This window comes from Gilliamella sp. B2785 (genome assembly GCF_026537005.1).
In the GTDB taxonomy this organism is placed as follows: Bacteria; Pseudomonadota; Gammaproteobacteria; order Enterobacterales; family Orbaceae; genus Gilliamella; species Gilliamella apicola_E.
On record NZ_JAFNNC010000006.1, the window covers coordinates 14,259 to 37,985 of the forward strand.

The following is a 23,727-nucleotide window of genomic DNA, read 5'->3' on the forward strand; positions in this document are numbered from 1 at the left end:
AAAATTTTATTTAGTTAAAAAGAAGACGCCTTTTATAGGCGTCTTTTTTATTTTAATGCTTATTTTTTAGCTTGTTCTGCTGCTCTAACAATCGCTGCAAAAGCATCTGCTTTTAATGAAGCTCCACCAACTAATGCACCATCAATATCTGGTTGAGTGAATAGTTCTGCTGCATTTTTGTCATTTACAGAACCACCGTATTGAATGATAACTTGTTTAGCGACAGCGGCATCTTGTTTTGCAATGTGGTCACGAATAAATTTATGTACTGCTTGCGCTTGAGCTGGAGTTGCAGATTTTCCAGTCCCAATTGCCCAAACTGGTTCATAAGCAATTACAGCACCATTAAATGCTTGAACACCTAATGCATTAATTACTGCATCAATTTGACGAGCACATACTGCTTGAGTTTGACCTGCTTCGTTTTCAGCTTCTGTTTCACCAATACATAGTACAGGAACGAGTCCAGCTTCTTTTAAAACGCCGAATTTTTGAGCGATAAATTCATCTGATTCTTTATGATAAGTACGACGTTCAGAGTGACCAATGATCACGTGAGTCACACCGATTTCTTTTAACATAGTGGCTGAGACTTCACCAGTATAAGCACCTGAAAGATGAACACCAACATCTTGTGCGCCTAAAAGAATAGTTGAGCCACCTAATTGATGTTTAACGAAATCTAAGTACACAGTCGGTGGTGCAATTGCAATATCGCAATTTGCTTCAGTTGATAGCTCAGCTCTTAGTCCTGCAACTAAGTCTTTAGCCATTTCGATACTTCCATTGAGTTTCCAGTTACCCATTACGAGTGGTTTTCGCATAATTTTCTCCAACTTAAGATTTAAAAAGGTGTTGATTTCAGAATGAATTCGTTATAATACTCCTTATTATACACCAAATAAATTGAGCTTGAGGAAAAATATGTCATTAGAAATATTGAATCAATTAGAAACTAAAATTCAAAACACTGTAAACACTATTAATACCTTGAAAGAAGAGATTTCGAGATTAAAGCAAGGCAATCATGAACTTGAACAATTAATTAATGATAGTTCAGATGAGATGAAAGCATTACGTGACGAAAATGAGAAGTTAAAACAAGATCAACAAGTTTGGCAACAACGTATTCAAACCCTTTTAAGCAAAATTGGTGAAATAACCCAGTAAATGATTCAATTTTTTTAACGCGACTTAGGTCGCGTTTCTTTTATGACGACTAATTAATGTGAAGATGATATTTAAATGCGCGAACAGCTAAAATCTTTGTGGCTTACTCAAACCATCCATTTAATAGAATCCGAATCAGGTCGATTTGCTGATCAAGATATTAATCGACAAGTTAAAGCTATGCCAACCTCTTTGGTTAACCGTATTATTACCCGCGCAACGATACTGTCTAAACAAAATGGTTTATATTCTGCGCAAAAGGTTATTTTACGTTCTATTAAAATTTCTTTCTGTTTATTACTGTTAATTTCGATTTTTTTAGGTGGTTCATTAACATTTAGCGCTTTGAGTCAAAATCCAATCAATTTGTATTGGGCGCTATTGTGTTTATTAGGTGTTCATTTTATTACGCTCATTATTTGGATTGGTTCATTTTTTTTCTTTTCTCGATTTGGTGGTAGTTTATTAATCCACTGTTGGTTGTGGATAGCCCAAAAGCTTTATCAAAAAAAGACTGTGCAACAGCTTGTACCGGCTTTTATCACTTTATTTGGTTCTTCAATCCGTTGGTTGCTTGGTTTTGTTCTGAATCTTTTTTGGGTCGTTATTTTATGTAGTGCTTTATTCGTTTTATTGATGCTATTTTCAACTCAGCACTACAGTTTTGAGTGGAAAACTACTTTATTAAGTTCTGATACCATTATTAAGTTAACGCATTATTTAGGTTATGTTCCATCTTTGTTTGGTTTTCCGATTCCAAATGATGATGTGATTAAGCTTAGTGAACACGCTTTAAGTGAGGGTGACATTCGTTCTTCTTGGGCAATTTGGCTATTAGGTGTTTTTATCTGTTATGGATTAGCCGTTCGATTTCTATTAATGACTTTTTGTGGCATCGCTTGGGTTGTGAGTAGCCGAAAAATTAAATTAAATTTGGATGATCCTGACTTTCAAATCCTATCCCAACAATTACAGCCACTTTTAACCCAAATGGTGGATGAAGATAAGTTAGGCGAACCTAAATGGCAACTACCAATCTCACAGATTGAAGAAGGAAGTGGTGTCTATTTAGTGGCTGTGGATGTAGATGAGAGTTGGAATCCACCGCATGACAGGCATTTTTACGGATTTTTAAATACTCGTGAGCAGCGAAATGCAATATTAGATCTTTTGCAATTAAAACCCGCGTATAAAGTGTTAATTGCAATCGATACTGATCGAGCACCAGATCGCGGGGTATTAAATTTTGTTCAACAATTAATGAATAAATCACAGCAAAGTCGAATATGGTTTATTAATCAAGGTAAACAATTACATAATTGGCAATCGTTATCTTTACCGTTAGCTAATCCTAGCTGGTTAGATCAGGATAATTAATATGATAACTTCATTGAAATTAGCGATAGTTGGACATGCAAATTTTGGTAAAACTTCACTTTTGCGTGCATTAATAAGAGATAGTCATTTTGGTGATGTTTCTGATAAGCCAGGTACTACTAGACATGTAGAGTCAATCAAACTTCCACTAGCGGATAACACCGACATCACTTTTTATGATACACCTGGATTTGAAGACAGTTTGGCGCTTTATGACTATATCAATCAACTTGTATCGCCAAATAGTAAGCTTGATGGAGTCGATAAATTAACGATTTTTTTACAAAGTCCAGAAGCTGAAAACCTCTTCAATCAAGAAGCAAAAGTAATCCGACAGGTGTTAAATTGTGATGCTGCTATCTATGTGATCGACGTGCGAGAGCCCGTTCTACCTAAATATCACGATGAATTAGCTATCTTAGCCAATAGCGATAAACCGATTCTTGCAGTACTTAACTTCATTTCAGCTGAGGAACAGAATGAAAAGGAATGGAAAAGATTGCTTTCAAGAATGGGGATTCATGCTATCATTGGGTTCAACGCTGTTTTTCCACCCTTAGACGGTGAAGAAAAATTGTACAATAGCTTGGCGTTATTGGTTGAACCAGCAAAAAAAATATTGGATAATTGGCTAGTTAATATTGCTGAAACTCGTGAATCACGTAATCGTACAGCTAACCAAATCATTGCAGAAGCATTAGTTGATGTGACTGCTTTTTATGAAATGGCAAAATCTGATGATAAGCAAGCTGTCGCTGACATGCAAAATAAAGTCAGGAAACGTGAACAGAAAGCAATTAATGATTTATTGAAGCTCTATCAATTCGATTCAACTCAAGAGAGTGAAGAGAATTTGCCTTTAATCAAAGGCCGTTATAATGCAGACTTGTTTAATCTTGATGCATTAAAAACGATGGGGGTTCACTTGACCAAAGGTTTTGTGTCGGGCGCTACAATCGGTGCTAGCATTGATTTAGCAACTGGTGGATTATCATTTGGTTCAGCTGCGTTAATAGGTGCAGCCGTTGGTAGTTTAATGCAAACTGCTAAGCATTATGGATCGAGAATGCGCTATCAGCTTTCTGGATTTAGTAAACTAAGTGTTGATGATGTGATCATTTGTTTTCTTTCTTTACGATTAGTTCAGCTTAAAGAGAGTTTAAATTTTCGCAGCCACGCGAACCTTAGCCCAATTAAGTTGTCTAAACTTGATGAGAATAAGTGGCAAAAAGGCGTTTTACCTAAAAGTTTAAAGGTAGCAAGACGTTATTCGCAGTGGTCTACGTTGAATAAAGGAACAAGAAGAAATGACAAGAAAAGACAATCGATTATTAACGAAGTTGCGCAGCAGCTGCGGTAGCGTTAAAAAGCGATTATTAGTAAGCTCACTAATTTTATCATTATTCGTATTATTTGGTTGTAGTAGCAGTCATAGCCAAGTATCAGTTAAATCTGATCCTGTGATGTTAGCCAAAATTGAACAGCACTACTCAAAATGGAAGAGAACACCTTACCGTTATGGTGGTACTACTTTAGCTGGTAGTGATTGTTCTGGTTTAGTTATGAACTTCTACAAAAATAGATTACAAAAGACCCTTCCAAGAAGTGCTGCTGAACAAGCTAAATTAGGTTATAAAGTTACCACGCCTAAAGCGGGTGATTTAGTCTTCTTCAAAACCGGACGTAGTCGTAGCGGATTACATGTTGGTATTTATTATGCAGATGGTAAATTCTTACATGCTTCAACTTCAAAAGGTGTTATCTATTCAAATCTGAATGAAGATTACTGGAAAAAACATTACTGGATGACACGTCGTGTGACTGGTCGTTAAAAAAGTTTAATAAATATAATAAAAACTCTCTATATTTAGAGAGTTTTTTTATTCCCAAAAATTAGATCTTCATTAAAGAGATTAAACGGATTAATTTAACCAACTAATCCGTTTTTAGATTTAGCTGTCAGCTGGCGTTTCTATATCGGAATAGGTTGCTAGCATCTGCAAGAATTTAAATTTGGAATTAACCATTTTTGCAGATTGTTCATGCAAGGTATTAGCAATCACAGGCTCAAGTGTTTCTAAACGACGGAATCGTTGTTCTTTGAGTAACACATCAGTTAATGATTCACTGTTTGGTGCTTTTGAGTCTAGCACTAGACCCGGTTTTCCTTCTTGCATACGACGAGGATCATAACGGTATAGTGGCCAAAAACCTGATTTTACTAAATCTTTCATTTGTTCATGAGATTTAGATAAATCATAACCATGTTCTTCACAAGGACTATAAGCAATAACGAGAGAAGGGCCGTTATAGGCTTCAGCTTCTTGTAATGCTTTTAGGGTTTGATTTAGTTGTGAACCTAAGGCAACTTGAGCAACATAAACGTGACCATACATCATCACACTCACACCTAGATCTTTACGAGCTTTATTTTTACCTAAATCAGCAAATTTTGATACAGCACCCATTGGCGTAGCCTTCGATTGTTGACCACCAGTATTTGAGTAGCATTGAGTATCAAGAACTAAGATATTTACGTTTTCAGTGAGACTCATTACATGGTCTAATCCACCAAACCCAATATCATATGCCCAACCATCACCACCAATTGCCCATACTGATTTATCAATTAAGTAGTCAGCATCTTGTATTAGCTCTTTAGCTTCCGATGAGGTTAAATGAGCTAATTGTTGACGCAGTAAATTGACTTGTGTACGTTTTTCATCAATTGAAAGATCTGGCGATTGTAAATTGATTACAATTTCTGGTGAAATTTCGCCTGCAACATGTTCCAACAAACGTAATGCTCGTTTTTTATGTTGGTTATAGGTAATTCGATAGCCAAGGGCGAATTCGGCATTATCTTCAAATAATGAATTTGCCCATGCTGGTCCTCGGCCATTGCGATCGGTGGTATATGGTGTTGACGGTAAGTTACCCCCATAAATTGATGAACAACCGGTGGCATTAGCAATAGCGAGATGATCACCATATAATTGCGTTAATAATTTGATGTAAGGTGTTTCACCACAACCCGCACATGCACCAGAATATTCAAATAATGGTGTTAATAGTTGCGATGTGCGTATATCTATACGTTCGAGGGTTTTTATTTCACGATCTGGTAGTGCTGTAAAGTACTCATAATTAGTCCGCTGTGTTTCAAGATTATCAATGCGCGACTGCATATTAATAGCTTTGATATCAAAGTTATTGCGGTCACGTGAAGGACAAACTTCAACACACAAATTACATCCAGTACAATCTTCAGGCGCAACTTGTAATACGTAGCGTTGACCTTTCATATCTCGCGCTTTCACTTCTAGTGAGCTTAACGATTCTGGTGCATTAACTATTTCACTAACCACTTTGGCTCGAATAGCTGCATGAGGACAAGCTACTACACAATGGTTACATTGGGTACAAAGTTCGGGTTTCCAAATTGGAATTTCTTCCGCAATGTTGCGTTTTTCCCATTTGGTGGTGCCAACTGGCCATGTTCCATCGGGCGGGAAAGCCGAAACGGGTAAAGTATCACCTAAGCCGGCTAACATTGTTGCAGTAACCATTTTAACAAAATCAGGCGCATTGCTTGGTACTACTGATGGGCGCAATGAGCTACTTTCATCAACACAACTTAATGGAATTTGTTCAAGTGATGCGATGGCTAAATCAAGCGCTTTCCAGTTATTTTCAACAATATCTTGCCCTTTACTGCTATAACTTTTGGCAATAACTTCTTTCAGTTGAGTGATACTGAAATCATTTTTAAATATTTCAGATAAATGGAAGAAAGCGGCTTGCATTACGGTGTTTATTCTTGCCCCTAAGTTACATTCTCGAGCAATTTTAGCCGCGTTGATAATATAAAAGTGTGCTCTTTTCTTAATTAATTGAACTTGCACTTCTTTGGGTAATCTATGCCAGACTTCATCCTTACTATAAGGCGTATTAAGCAAAAAGATTCCATCGTCTTTCAATCTTTCAACGATCTGATACTTGTCAATAAACTGATCTTGATGACAACCAATAAAATGAGCACTGGTGATTAAATAAGGTGAATCAATAGGCTCAAGGTTGACTCTAAGATGAGAGGTTGTTAAACCACCTGCCTTTTTCGAGTCATAAACAAAATAACCTTGAACATAAAATGGTGAGTTATCACCAATAATTTTAATATTATTTTTTGTTGCAGATACGGTTCCATCACTTCCCAAACCATAAAATAATGCTTCAAGTGCCGATTTTTGTGGTATTGATTGTTCTGGTAATGGTAATGATAATCCAGTTATGTCATCATAAATACCAACAGTAAATCGAGGTTTTGGCTTCTCAACAGCTAATTCATTAAAAATAGCTAATACCGAGCGAGGATCGAACTCTTTCGAAGATAGACCATAACGACCACCAATAATTTGTGGTAAATAACTACGTTCACCGCGAGAAAAGCTTTCAGCAAATGCTGTCATTACATCTAAATAAAGTGGTTCTGCTTGAGCGCCTGGTTCTTTAGTGCGATCCATCACCGCGATTTTTTTTACGGTTTGAGGAATAATATCAAGCAGATGTTTTGCTGAAAAAGGGCGGTATAATCTGACGATGACTACGCCAACTTTTTCATCATTTTTGATTAGATGATCAACCACTTCTTTGGTGGTACTGACCCCCGATCCCATAATGACAATAATACGTTGCGCATCTTCTGCGCCATAATATTCGAAAGGCTGGTATTTTCTACCTGTCTCTTTTTCAAATGCCTGCATCGCATCAACAACATGGTTGTAAGCATTTTCATAATAGGGATTAATGGCTTCACGACATTGGAAGTAGGTATCAGGATTAGCTGATGTCCCGCGTATTACCGGCTTATCTGGTGTTAATGCGCGAGCACGAAAAGCTTCAATAGCTTGATTAGGTAGTAAGTTACGAATTTGTTCATCACTGATTGGGTAAATTTTATTGACTTCATGTGAGGTTCTAAATCCATCAAAAAAGTGGACAAATGGTATACGACTATTGAGTGTTGCTATTTGTGAAATTAACGCTAAATCTTGAGCTTCTTGTACTGAGCTAGAACAAAGCATGGCGAAGCCAGTCTGCCTGATTGACATGACATCTGAATGGTCACCAAAAATAGATAATGCATGAGTTGCAACGGTACGAGCAGCAACGTGTAAAACAAATGGTGTTAATTCTCCCGCTATTTTGTATAGCGAAGGAATCATTAATAGTAAACCTTGTGATGAGGTAAATGATGTTGCTAGTGCGCCAGTCATTAATGCGCCATGCACGGTCGAGATTGCGCCAGCTTCGGATTGCATCTCAACTACTTTTGGGGTATCACCAAATACGTTGGGCTTATTAAATTCTGCCCATGTGCTGGCTTGCTCAGCCATTGATGAACTCGGTGTAATTGGATAAATAGCAATGACTTCGTTTGCACGATATGCGACAGATGACACCGCACTATTAGCATCTGATATGATCATTAAAAAACCTTGTATTTTATCGTTTTATGACATTACTTAGTTATTATATTTTTTGACTATTGTACCAGAAAGTAAGATAGCTTTTAGTTATTTTTGTGTTAAATTTTTCCGTTATGACTATCTGTTTTTAATCATGACCAAGCGAATTATCATTGGTAAATCGAATTGCAAAAGTTGATGATTAAGCTAACTTGACAAGTTATTTAAGTTGAAGATTTTTTGAAAGTTTACCAATGAGTAGTATCAATAGCATTGATTAGATAAAAAGTTTATATTATCCAAATAGTTGGATAATATAAACGAATAGTATTATTTAATAATTACACGCTCAGTTGATGATGATGTTTTTATTTCACCTAGTAGCCAGGCTTTTTCACCATGCTCATTAAGCAAATTGATGGCTTGGTCAGCTAACTGTTTTGGTAAAGCGATGATTAAACCAACACCACAGTTGAAAGTACGATACATTTCATGGCGACTGACATTACCAGCTTGTTGTAACCAATTGAAGATTGACGGCCATTGCCAGCTTGATTCATCAATAATCGCTTGAGTGTTATCCGGTAAAACACGAGGAATGTTTTCCCAAAAGCCACCACCAGTAATATGGGCAATTGCATGAACGTCGATTTTGGAAATCAAATCGAGAACAGATTTGACATAAATTTTGGTTGGAGCAAGTAGATGATCAGCTAATGGTTTTCCATCTAATTGTTCAGTAGCTGGATTTACACCACTCACTTCAATTATTTTTCGAACTAAAGAGTAGCCATTAGAGTGGGCGCCACTTGATGCTAGAGCAATTAAAGCGTCACCATCTTGTACTTTACTCCCATCAATCATTTCTGCTTTTTCAACTACGCCAACACAAAAGCCGGCTAAGTCATAATCATCACCGTGATACATACCCGGCATTTCGGCTGTTTCACCGCCAACTAAAGCGCAGCCTGATTGTTTACAACCTTCAGCGATACCTGTAACGACTGTTGCAGCAACATCAACATTAAGTTTGCCTGTTGCATAGTAATCTAAGAAGAATAACGGCTCCGCACCTTGAACAATCAAATCATTAACACACATTGCAACTAAATCAATACCAATTGATTCATGGCGGTTTAAATCCATTGCCAGACGTAATTTTGTGCCAACACCATCAGTACCTGATACTAAAATAGGTTGCTTATATTTTTGCGGAATTGCACATAATGCACCAAAACCACCTAGTCCACCCATAACCTCAGGACGTTTGGTCTCTTTTACAACAGATTTAATGCGATTTACCAGTTCATTGCCTGCATCGATATCGACACCGGCATCTTTATAGCTAAGAGATTTGTTATTTGACACGGGAGCAGTCCTTACAGTAGAAAAATTGTTTGATATTTTAGCAAGGATGAAATTTATTGGCGACTAATTATTGATAAAATAACTTATTAATTAAAGAGATTCATTGTTCTCAAACCAACTCTCTAAAATAATAATGGCAGAAGTTGCATCAACATGACCTTTTTCAAGCGCCCGATAACCACGTGAAGCAAAAATGTGTGATTTAGCCTCAACTGTGGATAATCGTTCATCTTGTAGATGTACTTGATAACCAAACATACCATGCAAACGGTTAGCAAATTTGCGAGCTCTAGCGGTTAAAGGTTGTTCTGTGCCATCCATATTTAGTGGTAGTCCAACCACTAAATAATCGGGTTTCCATTCATTAAGTACTTTTTCAATCGCTTGCCAATTAGGTATTCCATCACGAGCTTTAAATGAACAAAGTGGGTTAGCGGTTTTGGTGATGTCCTGACCAATAGCTGCACCAATACTTGCAGTACCAAAATCAAATGCAATAATAGTTGCCATTGTCTATGCATTACCCATTTGGTGAGAAATAGTACTGATATTAATGCCCAATGATTCAGCCGCTTTTTTCCAACGATCCTCAATAGCCACTTCAAAAATAATTTGTGGATCAGCTTCGGTAACTAACCAGTCATTTTTGGCAACTTCACTTTCAAGTTGTAATGATTGCCAACTTGAGTAACCCAGTGCTAGAAAGATATCTTTTGGTTGTTCTGGAGAGCCAATCGATTTCAATGCGTCAAGTGATGTGGTTATCATCACATCATCAGAAATCTGTATACTTGATGCAAACCCCTTATGAGGCGTGTGTAAAATAAAACCTTGCTCCTCGGCAAGTGGTCCACCACAAAATACTGGATGCTCAAGTTCAGCACAACTTTTTGAGGCAGTGATTTCAAGACGGGACAATACGGTTTCAACATTGAGATCTATAATAGGCTTATTCAAAATAATACCCATTGCACCATCACGATTATGTTCACAGATATACACCACAGAACGACTAAATACTGAATCATGTAGTGTTGGCATAGCAATAATAAAATGATTTTTTAAATTCATACGCTCACATTGTTGTTAAATTATAATGCACATTTACCAATTTTGACTTTATGTTCCACATTACAACGCATTAATACTTCTGGATGATTGGTTTCTTCATTAATTGATTCACCAATAATTTCAAAATCCTGCGATAAGTAAAAGTTAATCGCATCACTATTTTGTTTATACACATGTACCAATAATTCATTGTGACGCTGTTTTGCTTTTTCAACTAGCGCAGCTCCGGTTCCGTGATGACGAAAACCTTCTTCAACAAAGAGTCCAGAAATATAATTCTCAGTTAAACCTATAAAACCTACTACGCCATTAAGATCTTGGACATAAATAGTTGACATTGGAATCAACATTTTAACTATATCGTAGTTCTGTTTAAAAAATTCAAGATCAATAAAGTTGTGAGCTTGTTCATTACCTTGTAGCCATATCTTCATAATGGCATCTAAATCTTTTGGTTGGTATTCTCTAATCATTTTTTTAACTCTTCTTATTTAATCTTGATTCAATCGCGTCCATTAAAAGCCCCGTGATTGATAAATCTGGATGGGCAGTTTCAATTTCTCGTACACAAGTTGGACTAGTGACGTTAATTTCAGTTAATTTATCCCCAATTACATCAAGTCCGACAAATAAAAGTCCTTTTTGTTTTAATGTTGGTCCAATACTGTTGGCAATTTTCCAATCACTATCACTTAAAGCTCTTACTTCACCATGTCCGCCAGCGGCTAAGTTTCCACGTGTTTCACCTTTTTGAGGTATCCGCGCCAAACAATAAGGAACCGGAACACCATCGACAACTAAAATACGTTTATCACCATCTTTTATTGCTGGGATAAAATTTTGCGCCATACAGTAACGAGTATTATGCTCGGTAAGTGTTTCAATTATCACAGACACATTGGGATCATCTTGTTTGATTCTAAAAATTGACGAACCGCCCATACCATCAAGTGGTTTTAAAATAATGTCATGGAATTGTTGGTGGAAAGCCTTAATTTGTGATGTTTGGCGAGTAACTAAAGTTTCCGGCGTAAAATCAGCAAACCAAGCAGTAAATAATTTTTCATTACAATCACGTAAGCTTTGTGGCTTATTAACCACTAATACGCCTTTATCTTCAGCGCGTTCTAAAATATAAGTCGCATAGATAAATTCGGTATCAAAAGGCGGATCTTTACGCATTAGTATCACATCGAGTTCACTTAATGCTATTGTTTGCTCGTCACCAAAATCAAACCAATGTTCACTATTGTTATGAACTGTTAGTATACGAGTGGTTGCACTTGCTTCACCATTACGTAAAAACAGATCATTCATCTCCATATAATAGAGTTGATAACCTCGCTTTTGTGCTTCAAGCAGCATAGCAAAGCTGGTATCTTTTTTTAATTTGATATGGCTGATGGGGTCCATAACAATACCAAGTTTAATCATGTTGACTCCTTACTGATTTTATCTGATTGCATTGAATTTGCTGTTGATGACTTGCACACTTTTCTACCTATTTAATATCGCTTATGAGAAAACAAGGCCGAGCGTGGTTTTAGCAATAAAAATCAAGTTTTGAACTATCATACTCGTTACCGATTAATAAGCAAAGCAATCAATTGTTAACTCATTCATTTTGGGTGATTAACCTAAATCACCTAAACGAACTTGAAGGGCGGTTATTGCTGTTAGTGCAGCTGTTTCAGTTCGTAAAACTCGTGGACCGAGTAAAATATCTGTAAACTGATATTGATGCGTCATCTGAATTTCTTCGTTAGATAGCCCACCTTCTGGTCCAATTAATAAACTAATGTTTTTATCCTCAGACGACAGTTGATTTATGCCTTTTTCTGCTTTTGGATGTAAGTTGAGCTTTAAGCTATCAGTTAAACTTGCACACCAATTTTCTAATTTCATTACCGAGTTTACGGTAGGGATGATGTTACGCCCACATTGTTCACAGGCAGAAATAACAATTTTTTGCCATTGTTGAACCTTTTTTTCAAGCCTTTCTTGATCGAGCTTTACGCCACAGCGTTCAGAAAGTAGTGGGGTAATGGTACTCACGCCTAATTCAACTGATTTTTGAATAGTAAACTCCATTTTATCACCACGAGAAATAACTTGGCCTAAATGAATGTTTAAAGGTGATTCTCGATCATCAAAAACAGTCGTTGCTGTTTTTACAACAACGTTTTTTTTGTTTACTTCATGGATCACTGCTGGCGTAATTTGGTTAGAGCCGTCAAACAACGTCACTGATTCGCCAGGCTTCATTCTTAATACACGGATCAGGTGATTAAAAGCATTATCGTCCAAGGTAATTAAGCTATTTTGGTTGATGGTGTAGGGTTGAAAAATTCGAGTCATATCATCTTTTATTCACTATTATTTGAAATAAATTATAGCGTAATTTAATAAGATTCGGTAATCTCTATTTTAAACAATATCAATGCTTGGAATTGAATATGACATTAACGATTAAAGATAGAGTATTAATTGAATCTCTAACAGTTTATACCACAATTGGTGTTTATGATTGGGAAAAAAACATCAAACAGAAGCTAGTCCTTGATTTAGAAATGGCTTGGGATAATAAGCCAGCAGGAAAGAGTGATAATGTAGAATTTTGCTTAGACTATTTCGTTGTTTCACAATCAATAACATCATTAATTGAAGCAAATAAATTTGAGCTTATTGAAACGGTAGCTGAACGCGTTGCACAGTTAGTTATTGAACAATTTTCAGTTCAATGGTTAAAAATCAAAGTTTCAAAACCAGATGCGATTGCTAATGCAGGCAATGTTGCCGTGATTATTGAACGTGGTATCAATTAACTCAACAAATTAATGAATAAAAAAAACGAAAGTGATAATTTACATCATACAGCTTTTGAAAATAGCGAGCCTTTTTCAATTAAATTGACTGACGCTTTACGTTGGCGCCTTAAACGTAAAGTCTTACCCCCAAAAGCGGGATATCAAGTATTTAACCAAACTTGGTGTAGCTCAATTGATTTAAATTTAGAAGGTGATAGAGTCTGGTGGATAGGGCATTCAACTACGTTAATAAGACTTAATAATAAATGGATATTAACCGATCCGGTTTTTTCCAACCGAGTCTCGCCGTTCCAATTTATTGGCCCCAAACGACGAACCAAACCCGCTATTACTATCGATAAATTACCAACGATTGATGTGGTTTTGATATCGCATAGCCATTATGACCATCTTGATTCTAATAGTATAAGGCAACTGGTAAAACGTTTTCCACAAATGACTATTTTAGTTCCCCTAGGGCTCAAAACCAAACTATTAAAATGGGGAGCGAAGCAAGTTATTGAGTTGGACTGGTGGCAATCTTCTAATATTGGTGGAATAACGTTTACTGCGACACCAGCAAAGCATTGGAGTAATCGTGGTGCTTTTGATGTCAACAAATCATTATGGTGTGGTTGGGTAATGCAGAATGATGACTCGCCGTTATCGAAAAATATCTACTTTATGGGGGATACCGGCTATTCAACCAATTTAAAGAAAATAGGCGAAAGGTTTAAGCAAATCGATCTAGCCTTGATCCCCATCGGCGCATATGCACCACGTTGGTTTATGCAATCACAGCACATCGACCCTCAACAAGCATTGCAACTGTATGATGAATTAAATTGCCAATCAGCGATCGCCATTCATTGGGGAGCTTTTGAATTAGCGGATGAATCGTTAGATGAACCACCGTTTTTATTAAATTCTTTGAAGAAAGGTCGTGCTTTTCACGTAATAAAAATAGGTGATAGCTTTGCTATCAATCAGTTTAATAATGCATTAGAATAATGAATAAATTATAAGATAACGAAATATTTGCGAGGGGATATGATGAAACCAGTAATTATCGCACTAACTTGCCTTACACTAAGTTTAAGTTTAACAGCTTGTGGTGGTAAAAATGATGAAGGCAAACAGTACCATTGGTCAAAAGCTCACGGTGTGCTTGAAGATTGCCGAGGAGTGATGAATAAATCAGAACAATGCCAAAAGAATTCAAACAATCAACAGTATTTATTCCAAATAGATAGGTATTAATATGAGCGCTTGGCTTGTTTATGCTTTGCTATCGGCAATTACCGCTGCCTGTGTTGCAATTTTAGGTAAAATTGGTTTACAACACCTTGATGCCAATACTGCAACCGCAATACGGGCTATTGTTATGGCGATTTTTTTAGTTGGCGTGGTTGCCGTGCAAGGAAAGCTAAATCTAATTAACACGTTCTTTAACGATAAGAAAGCATTACTTATTATCGCATTGAGTGGAGTCGCTGGGGCATTATCTTGGTTATTCTACTTCATGGCAATCAAAGAAGGTAAAGTCTCGCAAGTTGCCCCGATTGATAAACTTAGCGTTGTTTTTGCCGTAATTTTTGCTGTTATTATCTTTGGCGAAAAAATTTCATTTCTTTCTGCCATTGGTGTAGCCATGATTGCTGCAGGTGCTGTTTTAGTTGCGCTATTTTAATAAATTATTAAACAGCTCAACTGTCACATATTCACCTTTAGCAACATTGCCTCTTTCTTGCTCAAGGATGATAAAGCAGTTGGCATGATTAAACGACTGAGTTAGATGTGAGCCTTGTTGACCCGTTGAAGCAACTTCTAACTCACCTTCAGAATTAACTTGCAACACACCGCGTTGAAAATCTAATCGGCCAACACTTTTTTTAAGATTCGTTGCTGCTTTCACTTTAAATGACAGATTGTTAGAGGTTAAATGCTCTCCTGACAGTGCTAAAATCAAAGGCTGAACTAACTGATAGAAAGTGACCAATGTCGAAACTGGATTGCCGGGTAATCCACAAAACAACGCATCACCTATCTTTCCAAACGCAAACGGCTTACCGGGTTTTATAGCAATTTTCCAGAAATTAATTTTACCCAGTGCTTCTAAAGCTGTTTTTGTATAATCTGCATCACCAACAGAAACGCCACCGCTGGTAATCACTAAATCAGCAAGTTTAGACGCTGTTTCAAGTGATTGCTTAATTCGGTTCGGATCATCGGCAATAATACCTAAATCGATAATTTGGCAATTTAATTTAGATAATAATAATTTTAGCGTAAATCGATTACTATCATAAATTGCACTTTTGTTTGTTAGCGGATCACCAATATCGGTTAATTCATTTCCGGTTGAAAAGATAGCGACTTTTATTTTTTTATATACGACTAATTCAGTTATACCAAGCGTGGCTAAACTTGATAGTGTTGGAATGGTTAAACGTGTACCTTTAGTCACCACCACCGAATCTTGTTTAACATCTTCGCCGATACAACGAATATTGCTACCTAATTTAATATCACCTAAAAAATTAATACCTGACTCTGTTTGCTCTGTCTCTTCTTGCATCACCACAGCATCAGCTTGTTCAGGAACAGGCGCGCCAGTCATAATGCGTAAGCAACTCCCTGAAGGCCAATTCAGATTTGAGATATCATCTCCAGCAAAAATAGTACCGGCTAAAGGTAATAATTTCGATTGATTGATATCAGCTAACCTTACCGCATAACCATCCATAGCCGAATTGTTAAAACTTGGTACATTAATTGGAGAAATAACCGGGTCGGCAGTAACACAATCTAAGGCGTCAAATAATGCAACTTTTTCACTTGAAAGTTGATTGTATAATGATGATGCTTCAAGTATATTTTTTTTAGCTTGCTCAAAGGTTAATAACATAAATGAAGCTCCTTATAATTGATTATCCATTCAGGGAAGAGTGATATTGGCGAGTTAATAATTTTACAAAATTGAAATAAATAGGGTGCGGTATTAAACTGCACCCATTAAAACTTGATTATACATTAAATAAGAAATTCATAATATCGCCATCTTGCACGACATAATCTTTTCCTTCTGAACGCATTTTTCCTGCTTCTTTAGCACCTTGTTCACCACCATATTTGATAAAATCTTCAAAGGCAATGGTTTGTGCACGGATAAATCCTTTTTCAAAATCGGTGTGAATTTTCCCCGCTGCTTGAGGTGCAGTATCACCAACAGAGATAGTCCAAGCACGAACTTCCTTAACGCCAGCAGTAAAATAAGTTTGTAAGTTAAGTAAACTATAACCCGCGCGGATAACTCTATTAAGACCCGGTTCGGTTAAACCAAGATCTTGCATAAATTCATCACGATCAGCATCATCAAGCTCAGCAAGTTCTGCTTCAATAGCTGCACAAACTGGTACTACGACTGCTTTTTCTTGTTCAGCGATGGCTTTCACTTTATCTAAAAACGGATTGTTTTCAAAACCATCTTCATTGACATTCGCGATGTACATAGTTGGTTTTAACGTTAAGAAACTAAGATATTTAATCGCATCTAGTTCTTCTTTACTTAAATCTAAAAGTAATAATTTTTTACCTTGTTCAAGGTGAGGAAGGCACTTTTCAAGAATCTCAAGTTCATATTTAGCGTCTTTATCACCACCTTTAGCTCGTTTTTGTAAACGGGTAATAGCGCGTTCACAGGCTTCAAGATCGGCTAACGCAAGTTCTGTGTTAATAATTTCGATATCTTCAGCTGGATCGATTTTACCTGCAACATGAACAATGTTTTCGTTTTCAAAACAACGAACAACATGGCCAATTGCTTCGGTTTCACGAATATTAGCTAAGAATTGATTTCCAAGTCCTTCACCTTTAGATGCACCTTTTACTAAACCTGCGATATCAACAAATTCCATGGTCGTTGGTAATGTTCGTTGCGGCTTAACAATTTCCGCTAATTGATCTAAACGCGGATCGGGCATTGGCACTACGCCTGTATTAGGTTCGATAGTACAAAACGGAAAGTTAGCCGCTTCAATCCCAGCTTTAGTTAGTGCATTAAAAAGCGTTGATTTACCCACATTTGGTAGACCGACAATTCCACATTTAAATCCCATATTGTTTATTACCTTGTGTTATAAAAATCTTAAACATTGATTATATACTAAATTGCACTAATTGTGCTAATGTTGATGATATAAGAAGATCGAAATCAACACTTAAAACGATACTCTGCTTAATCTCAAAATAGTTTTATTAACAGTATGATTGTTAGCTAATTTTGAAAGGTTAATCCGAGCTGATATAATTGATTTTTTTTCAGTCCATAAATTTCAGCAGTAATCGCAGCGGCTTTTTTTAAAGGTAGCTCATTTAACAATAGTTTTAGTGTATTAATTGCTTTTGCATCAATCACATCATCCGTTTTACTCACACCTTCGGCAATTAAAACGAATTCGCCTTTTTGTCGGTTACTATCTTCTTCTAACCATTCAATCAGATCTTTTATGGAAAAATGGACGATGGTTTCCCATGTTTTGGTCAGCTCTTTAGCTAACACAATCTGTCTATCGCTTCCCCAAATGGTTTGCATATCATGCAAGGTATCTAAAAGTCGATGCGTTGATTCGTAAAAAATCATAGTTCGTGGTTCATCAATTAACGTAGTGAGATAATCTTGTCGTGCTTTTGTTTTAGCCGGTAAAAATCCCTCATAACTAAATCTATCCGAAGGTAATCCAGCCACTGAGAGTGCCGCAATGGCCGCACATGCACCAGGGATGGGTACTACATTAATATTATTTTCACGGCAAGCTTTCACTAAATGATAACCGGGATCATTAATTAATGGTGTGCCTGCATCAGATATTAACGCTATTGATAATCCTGATTTAAGTTTTTCAATTAATAGTTGTGATTTTTCTTGCTCATTATGATCATGTAAGGCGAACAATTTGGCTTTAATCCCCAAATGTTGCAAAAGCAGTCCACTATGACGGGTATCTTCAGCCGCAATTAAGTCAACTTGCTTAAGTGTATTAATCGCGCGAAGGGTAATATCATCTAAATTACCAATAGGTGTTGCTACAATATATAAAGTCATTATTTTGGGATCACTGTAAATTTTTAAGTCTTAAATATACTATACCAAATTTAATGTACATACTCCTAGTGCCGAAAAAAGTCTTAATCAATGAAACATAGACGGATAATAGGGCATTTATTAAACCAAATTTTAGCAATCATTTTATACTGGTGATAGATTTCATCTAAATATCGCCTAAATAACTTACAATAAGCAACATAAACTGTAAAATTTGCCGAATTTACAGTTTTTAAGCAATAAAAATGCTATTTTAGCTGTGATTTTATTGATTTAGCTTGCTGGTAATTAATATAATAGCTTTTTGTTATAAAAACGATAAAATGTTCGTATTAAAACTATATATATAAATGAAAGGTGTTATTGTGAAAAAAATTCTCACATTAAGTTGTTTAAGTTTGATGATTTCTGCTTGTACGCAGACAAATCCAGCTGATATCGAAGATATATCTGATTCTTCGAGATCTTCTACCTCCTCGGTTTACACAAAACCGCCTGAAATTATTTCCAAAGGTAATCGAGCGCCATCATCTACATCAACTTATACACCATCGGCGCCAGCATCTCGTAATTCGACTAGCGGTTCAACTAGTCAAGGTGTTGTGACATCAAATGAACGTATTGTCTATAATCGTGATTATAATGATATTCCAAAAGGTGGCTATCAAGGTGATACTTACACCGTCAAACGAGGCGATACACTGTTTTATATCGCGTGGGTAACCGGTAATGATTATCGAGCATTAGCTGCTAAAAATAATATCAAAGAACCTTTTGCTGTAAGTGTAGGTCAAGTGCTTGATGTTAGCGGTGGCACAACGATCGTTGAAACTAAAAAAACCACATCAACTAATACGCCTGCTCAGACTAGTTCAACCAAACCAGTTGTAACAACAGTAACTACTACAACAACTACTACATCTGGTACTAATAAACCAACCAATACAGTTGAAACTACTGAAACTGTAACTGAACCGGCTTCAACCACATCGCCATCGCCATCTAGCTCAACATCGAATGTTGCCAATATTACATGGCAGTGGCCGGCGCAAGGTAAGATCATTGAAAAATTTTCTAATGCCACTAAAGGTATAGATATTGCTGGTTCATTAGGCGCTAAAGTCGTTGCAGCAGCGGATGGTCGAGTGGTTTATTCTGGTAATGCATTACCAGGTTATGGTAACTTAATCATTGTAAAACACAATGATGACTATTTAACGGCGTATGCGCATAACCAAACTATTTTGGTTAAAGAACAACAAAATGTTCGAGCTGGTGAACAAATTGCGACAATGGGCGCAACGGGAACTTCATCAGTACGACTACACTTTGAAATTCGTTATAAAGCGCAATCAGTCGATCCATTAAAATACTTATCTAAATAATAAGTGTTTAAAAAGATTAAAACGTTAAAAATGCACTTAATCAAACGTGCATTTTTAACGAAAGTCCAATTCATTTAACCATTTTATTTTACGTAACTAAGGAGTTATATTCATGGCAGTAAAAAAATTAGTTCTTATTCGTCACGGAGAAAGCGTTTGGAATCAAGAAAACCGTTTTTGTGGTTGGACTGATGTTGATTTATCTGACAAAGGTAACAAAGAAGCTGCTGAAGCAGGTAAATTACTAAAACAAGAAGGCTTTACATTTGACTATGCATATACTTCAGTTTTAAAACGTGCTATTCATACATTATGGCACATCCTTGATGAAGTTGATCAAGCATGGTTACCGGTTGAAAAGAACTGGAAATTAAACGAACGTCATTATGGTGCGTTACAAGGTTTAAATAAAGCAGAAACTGCTGCTAAATATGGTGATGATCAAGTTAAATTATGGCGTCGTGGTTTTGCTATCACTCCTCCTGCACTTGAAAAATCAGATGAGCGCTTCCCTGGTCACGATTCACGATACAGCAAATTACCAGAATCAGAATTACCATTAACTGAAAGCTTAGCATTAACAATTAAACGTGTACTTCCTTACTGGGAATCAACTATTGCACCACGTGTTGCAAAAGGTGAACGTGTTATTATTGCCGCTCACGGTAACTCTCTTCGTGCTCTAGTTAAGCATTTAGACAATATCAGTGATGATGACATTATCGATGTTAACATTCCAACTGGCGTACCATTAGTTTATGAATTTGATGACAACATGAAAGTTGTTAAACATTACTACTTAGGTAATGCTGATGAAATCGCAGCTAAACAAGCAGCGGTAGCAAACCAAGGTAAAGCCAAATAAATTTATTCATTAAAAAGGTAAGTCGAGAGACTTACCTTTTACTTTTAGTGTTACTGATAATTACTATCTAACTTTTTGAGACGCAAATTTTGTCTAAAATTTACTATATTTATGGCGTAATGAACGCCGGAAAATCCACAGAATTACTACAAATAGATCATAACTATTTAAGTAATAATATGCAGACATTATTACTTAAATCATCGGTCGATACTCGCGACTCCGCAGTTGAGATTGTATCTCGACTTGGATTACGTAAAAAAGCATTACAACTTGATGATAATACTGTTGATGGTATTATTGAACAGATCAAACAAAATAACTATGCGTGTATTTTGATTGATGAAAGTCAATTTTTATCGTCCAATACCATATGGAAGTTGTCAGACGTATGTGATGAGTTTGGCGTTCCGATGATGTTTTTTGGATTAAAGACCGATTATATGGGACATTTGTTTGAAGGTTCGAAAACATTATTAGAAATTGCTGATAATTATAGAGAACTTAAAACCGTATGCTGGTGCGGTAAAAAAGCGACAATGATTCTGTTAGAAGGTGAAAACGGACAAATTGTTAAATTTGGTAATTCAATTCATCTTGGTGATAGTGAATACCATTCAGTTTGTCGAAAACACTGGAAAGCAGGGCAGGTTAGACCCAATTAACGCATATCCTTGCTCATGATGGATATATATTTTAATTATAATTATAAGGAATTAATCTCATGAAAATTAGAAATCTTACGTTAGCTGTCGCGCTTGGAGTAATCTCCTATGCTGCCAATGCTACACATTACATTATTACTGACACCGACATTCAAGTTAGAAAAGGTGGCTGGTATCTAACAAATGTCGAACATGCAAAGGGTGCACCAACTTTTAGTATGCAAAATAGTGTACTTAGAGGTGGGCTTCAAGAAGATGTTGAAGTCTTAACTCTTATAAGTGATGGACTGACTATTAAATTAAGCCCAACTCGTGGTCTAGGTATCCTTTCAGTTGAAGGTGATGGAGTGCGCTTAGGTTGGGATTCCCCGGTTGAAGAAGTCGTTCATCCAAATAATATCAACTTAGAAAGCCGTGGCGGTAATGGTTGGTTAGATGGCTTTAATGAAATGATGGTTCGTTGTGGATTTGAATGGACAGGTCATGCGGTACAAGCTGATGGAATGATGTATACCCTTCATGGGCGCGCGCAAAATACACCAGTTTCAAAACTGTTTGTTGATATTGAAGACGAAGCACCATACACCATTACCGTTAGTGGTCTTATCAAAGAAAAAGCTTTCAAAAAGAGCAATTTAGAAACTTGGGTTAGAATTTCTCATGTACCAGGAACTAAAGAATTTACTGTTCACGATACTGTGACTAACCAAGGTGATTACCCGCGTGATTATCAAATTATCTATCACAGCAATTTTGGTACACCAATCCTTGAAGAAGGGGCAAAATTTGTTGCACCTGTTAAAGAAGTTTCACCATTCAATGATTATGCGGCTACCGGCCTTAAAAATTGGCAAACCTATTTAGGACCAACAAAAAACTTTGACGAAATGGTTTATAACATCTTCCCTTATGCGGATTCAAAAAATCAAACTCAAGTGATGTTGGCTAACAAAGCAGGTGATAAAGGGGTTGGTATTTCATTTAATACTAAACAGTTACCAGTGCTTACATTATGGAAAAACACCGATACGCTTAAACAAGGTTACGTGACTGGTATTGAGCCAGGTACAAGCTTTGCCTATCCTGTTACTATTGAACGTGAACAAAAACGTGTTCCTCAATTAGAACCAGGTAAAAGCGCTGACTTTAAGCTAACATATAGCTTATTATCAAATAAAGAAGCCGTAAAAACTTATGGTGACAAAATTAAAACCATTCAAGGTAAACAAACTACAAAAGTCGTTGAACAACCAATGGCTAAAGAATAAGTTATATCAAATTCCACCGCTAACAAAAAGGTTAGCGGTGACTTTCACTCCGCGATTAAACAAATTCCCATACCTTAACGCACTAATCTAAGTTAAAATAAATTCAGAAATTTGACTGTAGGAATCAATATGAGAAGAATGATAGTTGGTATAAGTGGCGCAACAGGCTTTGCTTATGGTATAAAAGCTTTAGAACTCCTAAAACCAATGGACATTCAAACCCATCTTGTCATATCAAAAGCGGCCAAAATAACCGGGAATTACGAACATTCTAAATCCCAGTTAGCACAATTAGAATCTTTAGCCGATATGGTCTATTCGGTTGACAATATTGGCGCTGCCATTGCTAGTGGGTCATATAAAACAATGGGCATGTTAGTTGCACCTTGCTCGATGCGAACACTGGCAGCAATAGCTCATGGTCTATCTGATAATTTATTAACACGCGCTGCTGATGTCGTTTTAAAAGAGCGTCGTCGCTTAGTGTTAATGACACGAGAAGCCCCATTACATCTAGGACACATTAAAAATATGGAAGCGGTGACATTAATGGGGGGAATTATTTTTCCACCTGTTCCTGCGTTATATCAACATATTGAAAGTGTCGATGATATTATCACTCATAGTGTTGCCAGAGCGCTTGATCTGTTTGATATTGATGTACCTAGTTTACCGCGCTGGGGTGAGGATATGAGTCTTAATCAAAAATCTGAATAAAATAATGAAATCATCTGACCATAAAATCGTGCAATTTATTAAACAGCAACATGTGTTAAGTTTGAGCCTAATATTAGCAGAAAACCAACCATGGTCATGCAACGCATTTTATGTATTTGATGAAGTTAATTGGTGCTTATATTTCTTATCAGAATTGAAAACCCAACACGCACAAGCGATGCTAAAAAATCCTAATGTTGCTGGCACGATTAGCATTAGTCCAAAATCGGTTGCTAAAATACAAGGGATACAATTTACAGGCAATGCTCAATTGCTTGCTGAAAATCAAGCAAGTCATGCTTATAAACTTTATTATCATGCCTTTCCTTTTGCCAGAGTGATGAAAGCACCGATTTGGTCTATTCAATTGCAACAAATCAAGATGACAAATAACCTAATGGGTTTTGCGCATAAAACCCATTGGCAACGTAATGAAGAGCTTTAAAAGCAGACTTAGCTTTC

The 23,727-nt window shown here is 36.5% G+C and carries 25 protein-coding genes; 14 read left to right on the forward strand and 11 right to left on the reverse strand.

Annotated features, from left to right (window positions below):
* Nucleotides 1-59: 59 nt before the first annotated feature.
* On the reverse strand, nt 60-824 hold the full coding sequence (gene tpiA / locus J3U24_RS07795; protein ID WP_065733946.1) for a triose-phosphate isomerase: 765 nt from the start codon (nt 822-824) through the stop codon (nt 60-62).
* 100 nt (nt 825-924) lie between these two features.
* Between tpiA and zapB the strand changes: the two genes are divergently transcribed.
* From zapB to J3U24_RS07815, 4 genes are all read left to right on the forward strand, one after another.
* Nucleotides 925-1,170, forward strand: a complete 246-nt coding sequence (gene zapB / locus J3U24_RS07800) for a cell division protein ZapB (protein WP_065562652.1) — start codon at nt 925-927, stop codon at nt 1,168-1,170.
* Between the two features lie 75 nt (nt 1,171-1,245).
* Entirely contained in the window at nt 1,246-2,547 is a 1,302-nt protein-coding gene (locus tag J3U24_RS07805; protein ID WP_267337774.1) for a DUF2868 domain-containing protein, read from the forward strand.
* 1 nt (nt 2,548) lies between these two features.
* Nucleotides 2,549-3,907 (forward strand): DUF3482 domain-containing protein, encoded by a 1,359-nt coding sequence (locus tag J3U24_RS07810; protein ID WP_065733948.1) that lies wholly within the window; start codon nt 2,549-2,551, stop codon nt 3,905-3,907.
* Entirely contained in the window at nt 3,855-4,379 is a 525-nt protein-coding gene (locus J3U24_RS07815) for a C40 family peptidase (RefSeq protein WP_081299493.1), read from the forward strand. Before J3U24_RS07810 ends, J3U24_RS07815 begins: the two co-directional genes overlap by 53 nt.
* 120 nt (nt 4,380-4,499) lie before the next feature.
* Here the strand turns inward: J3U24_RS07815 and nifJ are convergent, their stop codons facing one another.
* The 7 genes from nifJ to rsmE form a co-directional block, all read right to left on the reverse strand.
* Nucleotides 4,500-8,036 (reverse strand): pyruvate:ferredoxin (flavodoxin) oxidoreductase, encoded by a 3,537-nt coding sequence (gene nifJ, locus J3U24_RS07820; protein WP_267337775.1) that lies wholly within the window; start codon nt 8,034-8,036, stop codon nt 4,500-4,502.
* 309 nt (nt 8,037-8,345) lie between these two features.
* Nucleotides 8,346-9,383 (reverse strand): phosphoribosylformylglycinamidine cyclo-ligase, encoded by a 1,038-nt coding sequence (gene purM / locus J3U24_RS07825; protein WP_267337777.1) that lies wholly within the window; start codon nt 9,381-9,383, stop codon nt 8,346-8,348.
* Nucleotides 9,384-9,473: 90 nt separating this feature from the next.
* A complete protein-coding gene (gene ruvX / locus J3U24_RS07830) occupies nt 9,474-9,893 on the reverse strand; it encodes a Holliday junction resolvase RuvX (RefSeq protein ID WP_065562647.1) in 420 nt (139 codons plus the stop codon).
* Between the two features lie 3 nt (nt 9,894-9,896).
* Nucleotides 9,897-10,454 carry a YqgE/AlgH family protein gene (locus tag J3U24_RS07835; protein WP_065562646.1) on the reverse strand — a complete coding sequence of 186 codons (558 nt, stop codon included), beginning with the start codon at nt 10,452-10,454 and terminating at the stop codon, nt 9,897-9,899.
* 20 nt (nt 10,455-10,474) lie between these two features.
* Entirely contained in the window at nt 10,475-10,927 is a 453-nt protein-coding gene (locus tag J3U24_RS07840) for a GNAT family N-acetyltransferase (protein WP_267337778.1), read from the reverse strand.
* Between the two features lie 4 nt (nt 10,928-10,931).
* Entirely contained in the window at nt 10,932-11,888 is a 957-nt protein-coding gene (gene gshB / locus J3U24_RS07845) for a glutathione synthase (protein WP_267330718.1), read from the reverse strand.
* Nucleotides 11,889-12,086: 198 nt separating this feature from the next.
* Nucleotides 12,087-12,812, reverse strand: coding sequence for a 16S rRNA (uracil(1498)-N(3))-methyltransferase (gene rsmE / locus J3U24_RS07850; protein WP_267337779.1), 726 nt, complete (start codon nt 12,810-12,812; stop codon nt 12,087-12,089).
* Between the two features lie 98 nt (nt 12,813-12,910).
* Between rsmE and folB the strand changes: the two genes are divergently transcribed.
* From folB to J3U24_RS07870, 4 genes are read left to right on the forward strand one after another with little or no spacing between them, the layout of a single operon-like run.
* Nucleotides 12,911-13,279, forward strand: a complete 369-nt coding sequence (gene folB, locus J3U24_RS07855; protein ID WP_267337780.1) for a dihydroneopterin aldolase — start codon at nt 12,911-12,913, stop codon at nt 13,277-13,279.
* Between the two features lie 12 nt (nt 13,280-13,291).
* Nucleotides 13,292-14,272 carry an MBL fold metallo-hydrolase gene (locus J3U24_RS07860; protein WP_267337781.1) on the forward strand — a complete coding sequence of 327 codons (981 nt, stop codon included), beginning with the start codon at nt 13,292-13,294 and terminating at the stop codon, nt 14,270-14,272.
* Between the two features lie 42 nt (nt 14,273-14,314).
* Nucleotides 14,315-14,521, forward strand: a complete 207-nt coding sequence (locus tag J3U24_RS07865) for a hypothetical protein (RefSeq protein WP_065562640.1) — start codon at nt 14,315-14,317, stop codon at nt 14,519-14,521.
* A 1-nt stretch (nt 14,522) separates the two neighbouring features.
* Complete coding sequence (locus J3U24_RS07870; protein ID WP_065562639.1) at nt 14,523-14,951, forward strand: EamA family transporter; 429 nt, start codon at nt 14,523-14,525, stop codon at nt 14,949-14,951.
* Here J3U24_RS07870 and moeA read toward each other — a convergent pair.
* The 3 genes from moeA to rsmI form a co-directional block, all read right to left on the reverse strand.
* Entirely contained in the window at nt 14,943-16,169 is a 1,227-nt protein-coding gene (gene moeA, locus J3U24_RS07875) for a molybdopterin molybdotransferase MoeA (RefSeq protein ID WP_267337782.1), read from the reverse strand. The two genes, J3U24_RS07870 and moeA, sit on opposite strands and share 9 nt — an antisense overlap.
* A 118-nt stretch (nt 16,170-16,287) precedes the next feature.
* Nucleotides 16,288-17,379 (reverse strand): redox-regulated ATPase YchF, encoded by a 1,092-nt coding sequence (gene ychF, locus J3U24_RS07880; protein WP_220225946.1) that lies wholly within the window; start codon nt 17,377-17,379, stop codon nt 16,288-16,290.
* Nucleotides 17,380-17,537: 158 nt separating this feature from the next.
* On the reverse strand, nt 17,538-18,365 hold the full coding sequence (gene rsmI / locus J3U24_RS07885; RefSeq protein WP_267330722.1) for a 16S rRNA (cytidine(1402)-2'-O)-methyltransferase: 828 nt from the start codon (nt 18,363-18,365) through the stop codon (nt 17,538-17,540).
* A gap of 365 nt (nt 18,366-18,730) precedes the next feature.
* Here rsmI and nlpD point away from each other — a divergent pair, with 365 nt between their 5' ends.
* The 6 genes from nlpD (at nt 18,731) to J3U24_RS07915 (ending at nt 23,710) form a co-directional block, all read left to right on the forward strand.
* A complete protein-coding gene (nlpD, locus tag J3U24_RS07890; protein ID WP_255305724.1) occupies nt 18,731-19,750 on the forward strand; it encodes a murein hydrolase activator NlpD in 1,020 nt (339 codons plus the stop codon).
* A gap of 112 nt (nt 19,751-19,862) precedes the next feature.
* Nucleotides 19,863-20,615 carry a 2,3-diphosphoglycerate-dependent phosphoglycerate mutase gene (gene gpmA / locus J3U24_RS07895; protein WP_065562634.1) on the forward strand — a complete coding sequence of 251 codons (753 nt, stop codon included), beginning with the start codon at nt 19,863-19,865 and terminating at the stop codon, nt 20,613-20,615.
* Nucleotides 20,616-20,704: 89 nt separating this feature from the next.
* Nucleotides 20,705-21,280, forward strand: a complete 576-nt coding sequence (locus J3U24_RS07900; RefSeq protein WP_065733958.1) for a thymidine kinase — start codon at nt 20,705-20,707, stop codon at nt 21,278-21,280.
* A 59-nt stretch (nt 21,281-21,339) separates the two neighbouring features.
* Nucleotides 21,340-22,548, forward strand: coding sequence for an aldose 1-epimerase family protein (locus J3U24_RS07905; protein ID WP_267330723.1), 1,209 nt, complete (start codon nt 21,340-21,342; stop codon nt 22,546-22,548).
* A gap of 129 nt (nt 22,549-22,677) precedes the next feature.
* On the forward strand, nt 22,678-23,265 hold the full coding sequence (locus J3U24_RS07910) for a UbiX family flavin prenyltransferase (RefSeq protein ID WP_220225950.1): 588 nt from the start codon (nt 22,678-22,680) through the stop codon (nt 23,263-23,265).
* Nucleotides 23,266-23,269: 4 nt separating this feature from the next.
* Nucleotides 23,270-23,710, forward strand: a complete 441-nt coding sequence (locus J3U24_RS07915) for a pyridoxamine 5'-phosphate oxidase family protein (protein ID WP_267337783.1) — start codon at nt 23,270-23,272, stop codon at nt 23,708-23,710.
* Nucleotides 23,711-23,727 lie beyond the last annotated feature (17 nt).

Excerpts from the sequence above, each read along its gene's own strand:
- J3U24_RS07815 (WP_081299493.1), top strand. The coding sequence starts at position 3,855 with ATGACAAGAAAAGACAATCGATTATTAACGAAGTTGCGCAGCAGCTGC.
- J3U24_RS07865 (WP_065562640.1), top strand. The coding sequence starts at position 14,315 with ATGAAACCAGTAATTATCGCACTAACTTGCCTTACACTAAGTTTAAGT.
- zapB (WP_065562652.1), top strand. The coding sequence starts at position 925 with ATGTCATTAGAAATATTGAATCAATTAGAAACTAAAATTCAAAACACT.
- folB (WP_267337780.1), top strand. The coding sequence starts at position 12,911 with ATGACATTAACGATTAAAGATAGAGTATTAATTGAATCTCTAACAGTT.
- J3U24_RS07870 (WP_065562639.1), top strand. The coding sequence starts at position 14,523 with ATGAGCGCTTGGCTTGTTTATGCTTTGCTATCGGCAATTACCGCTGCC.
- rsmE (WP_267337779.1), bottom strand. The coding sequence starts at position 12,812 with ATGACTCGAATTTTTCAACCCTACACCATCAACCAAAATAGCTTAATT.
- J3U24_RS07835 (WP_065562646.1), bottom strand. The coding sequence starts at position 10,454 with ATGAATTTAAAAAATCATTTTATTATTGCTATGCCAACACTACATGAT.
- J3U24_RS07905 (WP_267330723.1), top strand. The coding sequence starts at position 21,340 with ATGAAAATTAGAAATCTTACGTTAGCTGTCGCGCTTGGAGTAATCTCC.
- gpmA (WP_065562634.1), top strand. The coding sequence starts at position 19,863 with ATGGCAGTAAAAAAATTAGTTCTTATTCGTCACGGAGAAAGCGTTTGG.
- moeA (WP_267337782.1), bottom strand. The coding sequence starts at position 16,169 with ATGTTATTAACCTTTGAGCAAGCTAAAAAAAATATACTTGAAGCATCA.
- J3U24_RS07860 (WP_267337781.1), top strand. The coding sequence starts at position 13,292 with ATGAATAAAAAAAACGAAAGTGATAATTTACATCATACAGCTTTTGAA.
- J3U24_RS07910 (WP_220225950.1), top strand. The coding sequence starts at position 22,678 with ATGAGAAGAATGATAGTTGGTATAAGTGGCGCAACAGGCTTTGCTTAT.
- tpiA (WP_065733946.1), bottom strand. The coding sequence starts at position 824 with ATGCGAAAACCACTCGTAATGGGTAACTGGAAACTCAATGGAAGTATC.
- J3U24_RS07840 (WP_267337778.1), bottom strand. The coding sequence starts at position 10,927 with ATGATTAGAGAATACCAACCAAAAGATTTAGATGCCATTATGAAGATA.
- gshB (WP_267330718.1), bottom strand. The coding sequence starts at position 11,888 with ATGATTAAACTTGGTATTGTTATGGACCCCATCAGCCATATCAAATTA.
- J3U24_RS07915 (WP_267337783.1), top strand. The coding sequence starts at position 23,270 with ATGAAATCATCTGACCATAAAATCGTGCAATTTATTAAACAGCAACAT.
- ruvX (WP_065562647.1), bottom strand. The coding sequence starts at position 9,893 with ATGGCAACTATTATTGCATTTGATTTTGGTACTGCAAGTATTGGTGCA.
- nifJ (WP_267337775.1), bottom strand. The coding sequence starts at position 8,036 with ATGATCATATCAGATGCTAATAGTGCGGTGTCATCTGTCGCATATCGT.
- ychF (WP_220225946.1), bottom strand. The coding sequence starts at position 17,379 with ATGGGATTTAAATGTGGAATTGTCGGTCTACCAAATGTGGGTAAATCA.
- J3U24_RS07805 (WP_267337774.1), top strand. The coding sequence starts at position 1,246 with ATGCGCGAACAGCTAAAATCTTTGTGGCTTACTCAAACCATCCATTTA.
- J3U24_RS07810 (WP_065733948.1), top strand. The coding sequence starts at position 2,549 with ATGATAACTTCATTGAAATTAGCGATAGTTGGACATGCAAATTTTGGT.
- rsmI (WP_267330722.1), bottom strand. The coding sequence starts at position 18,365 with ATGACTTTATATATTGTAGCAACACCTATTGGTAATTTAGATGATATT.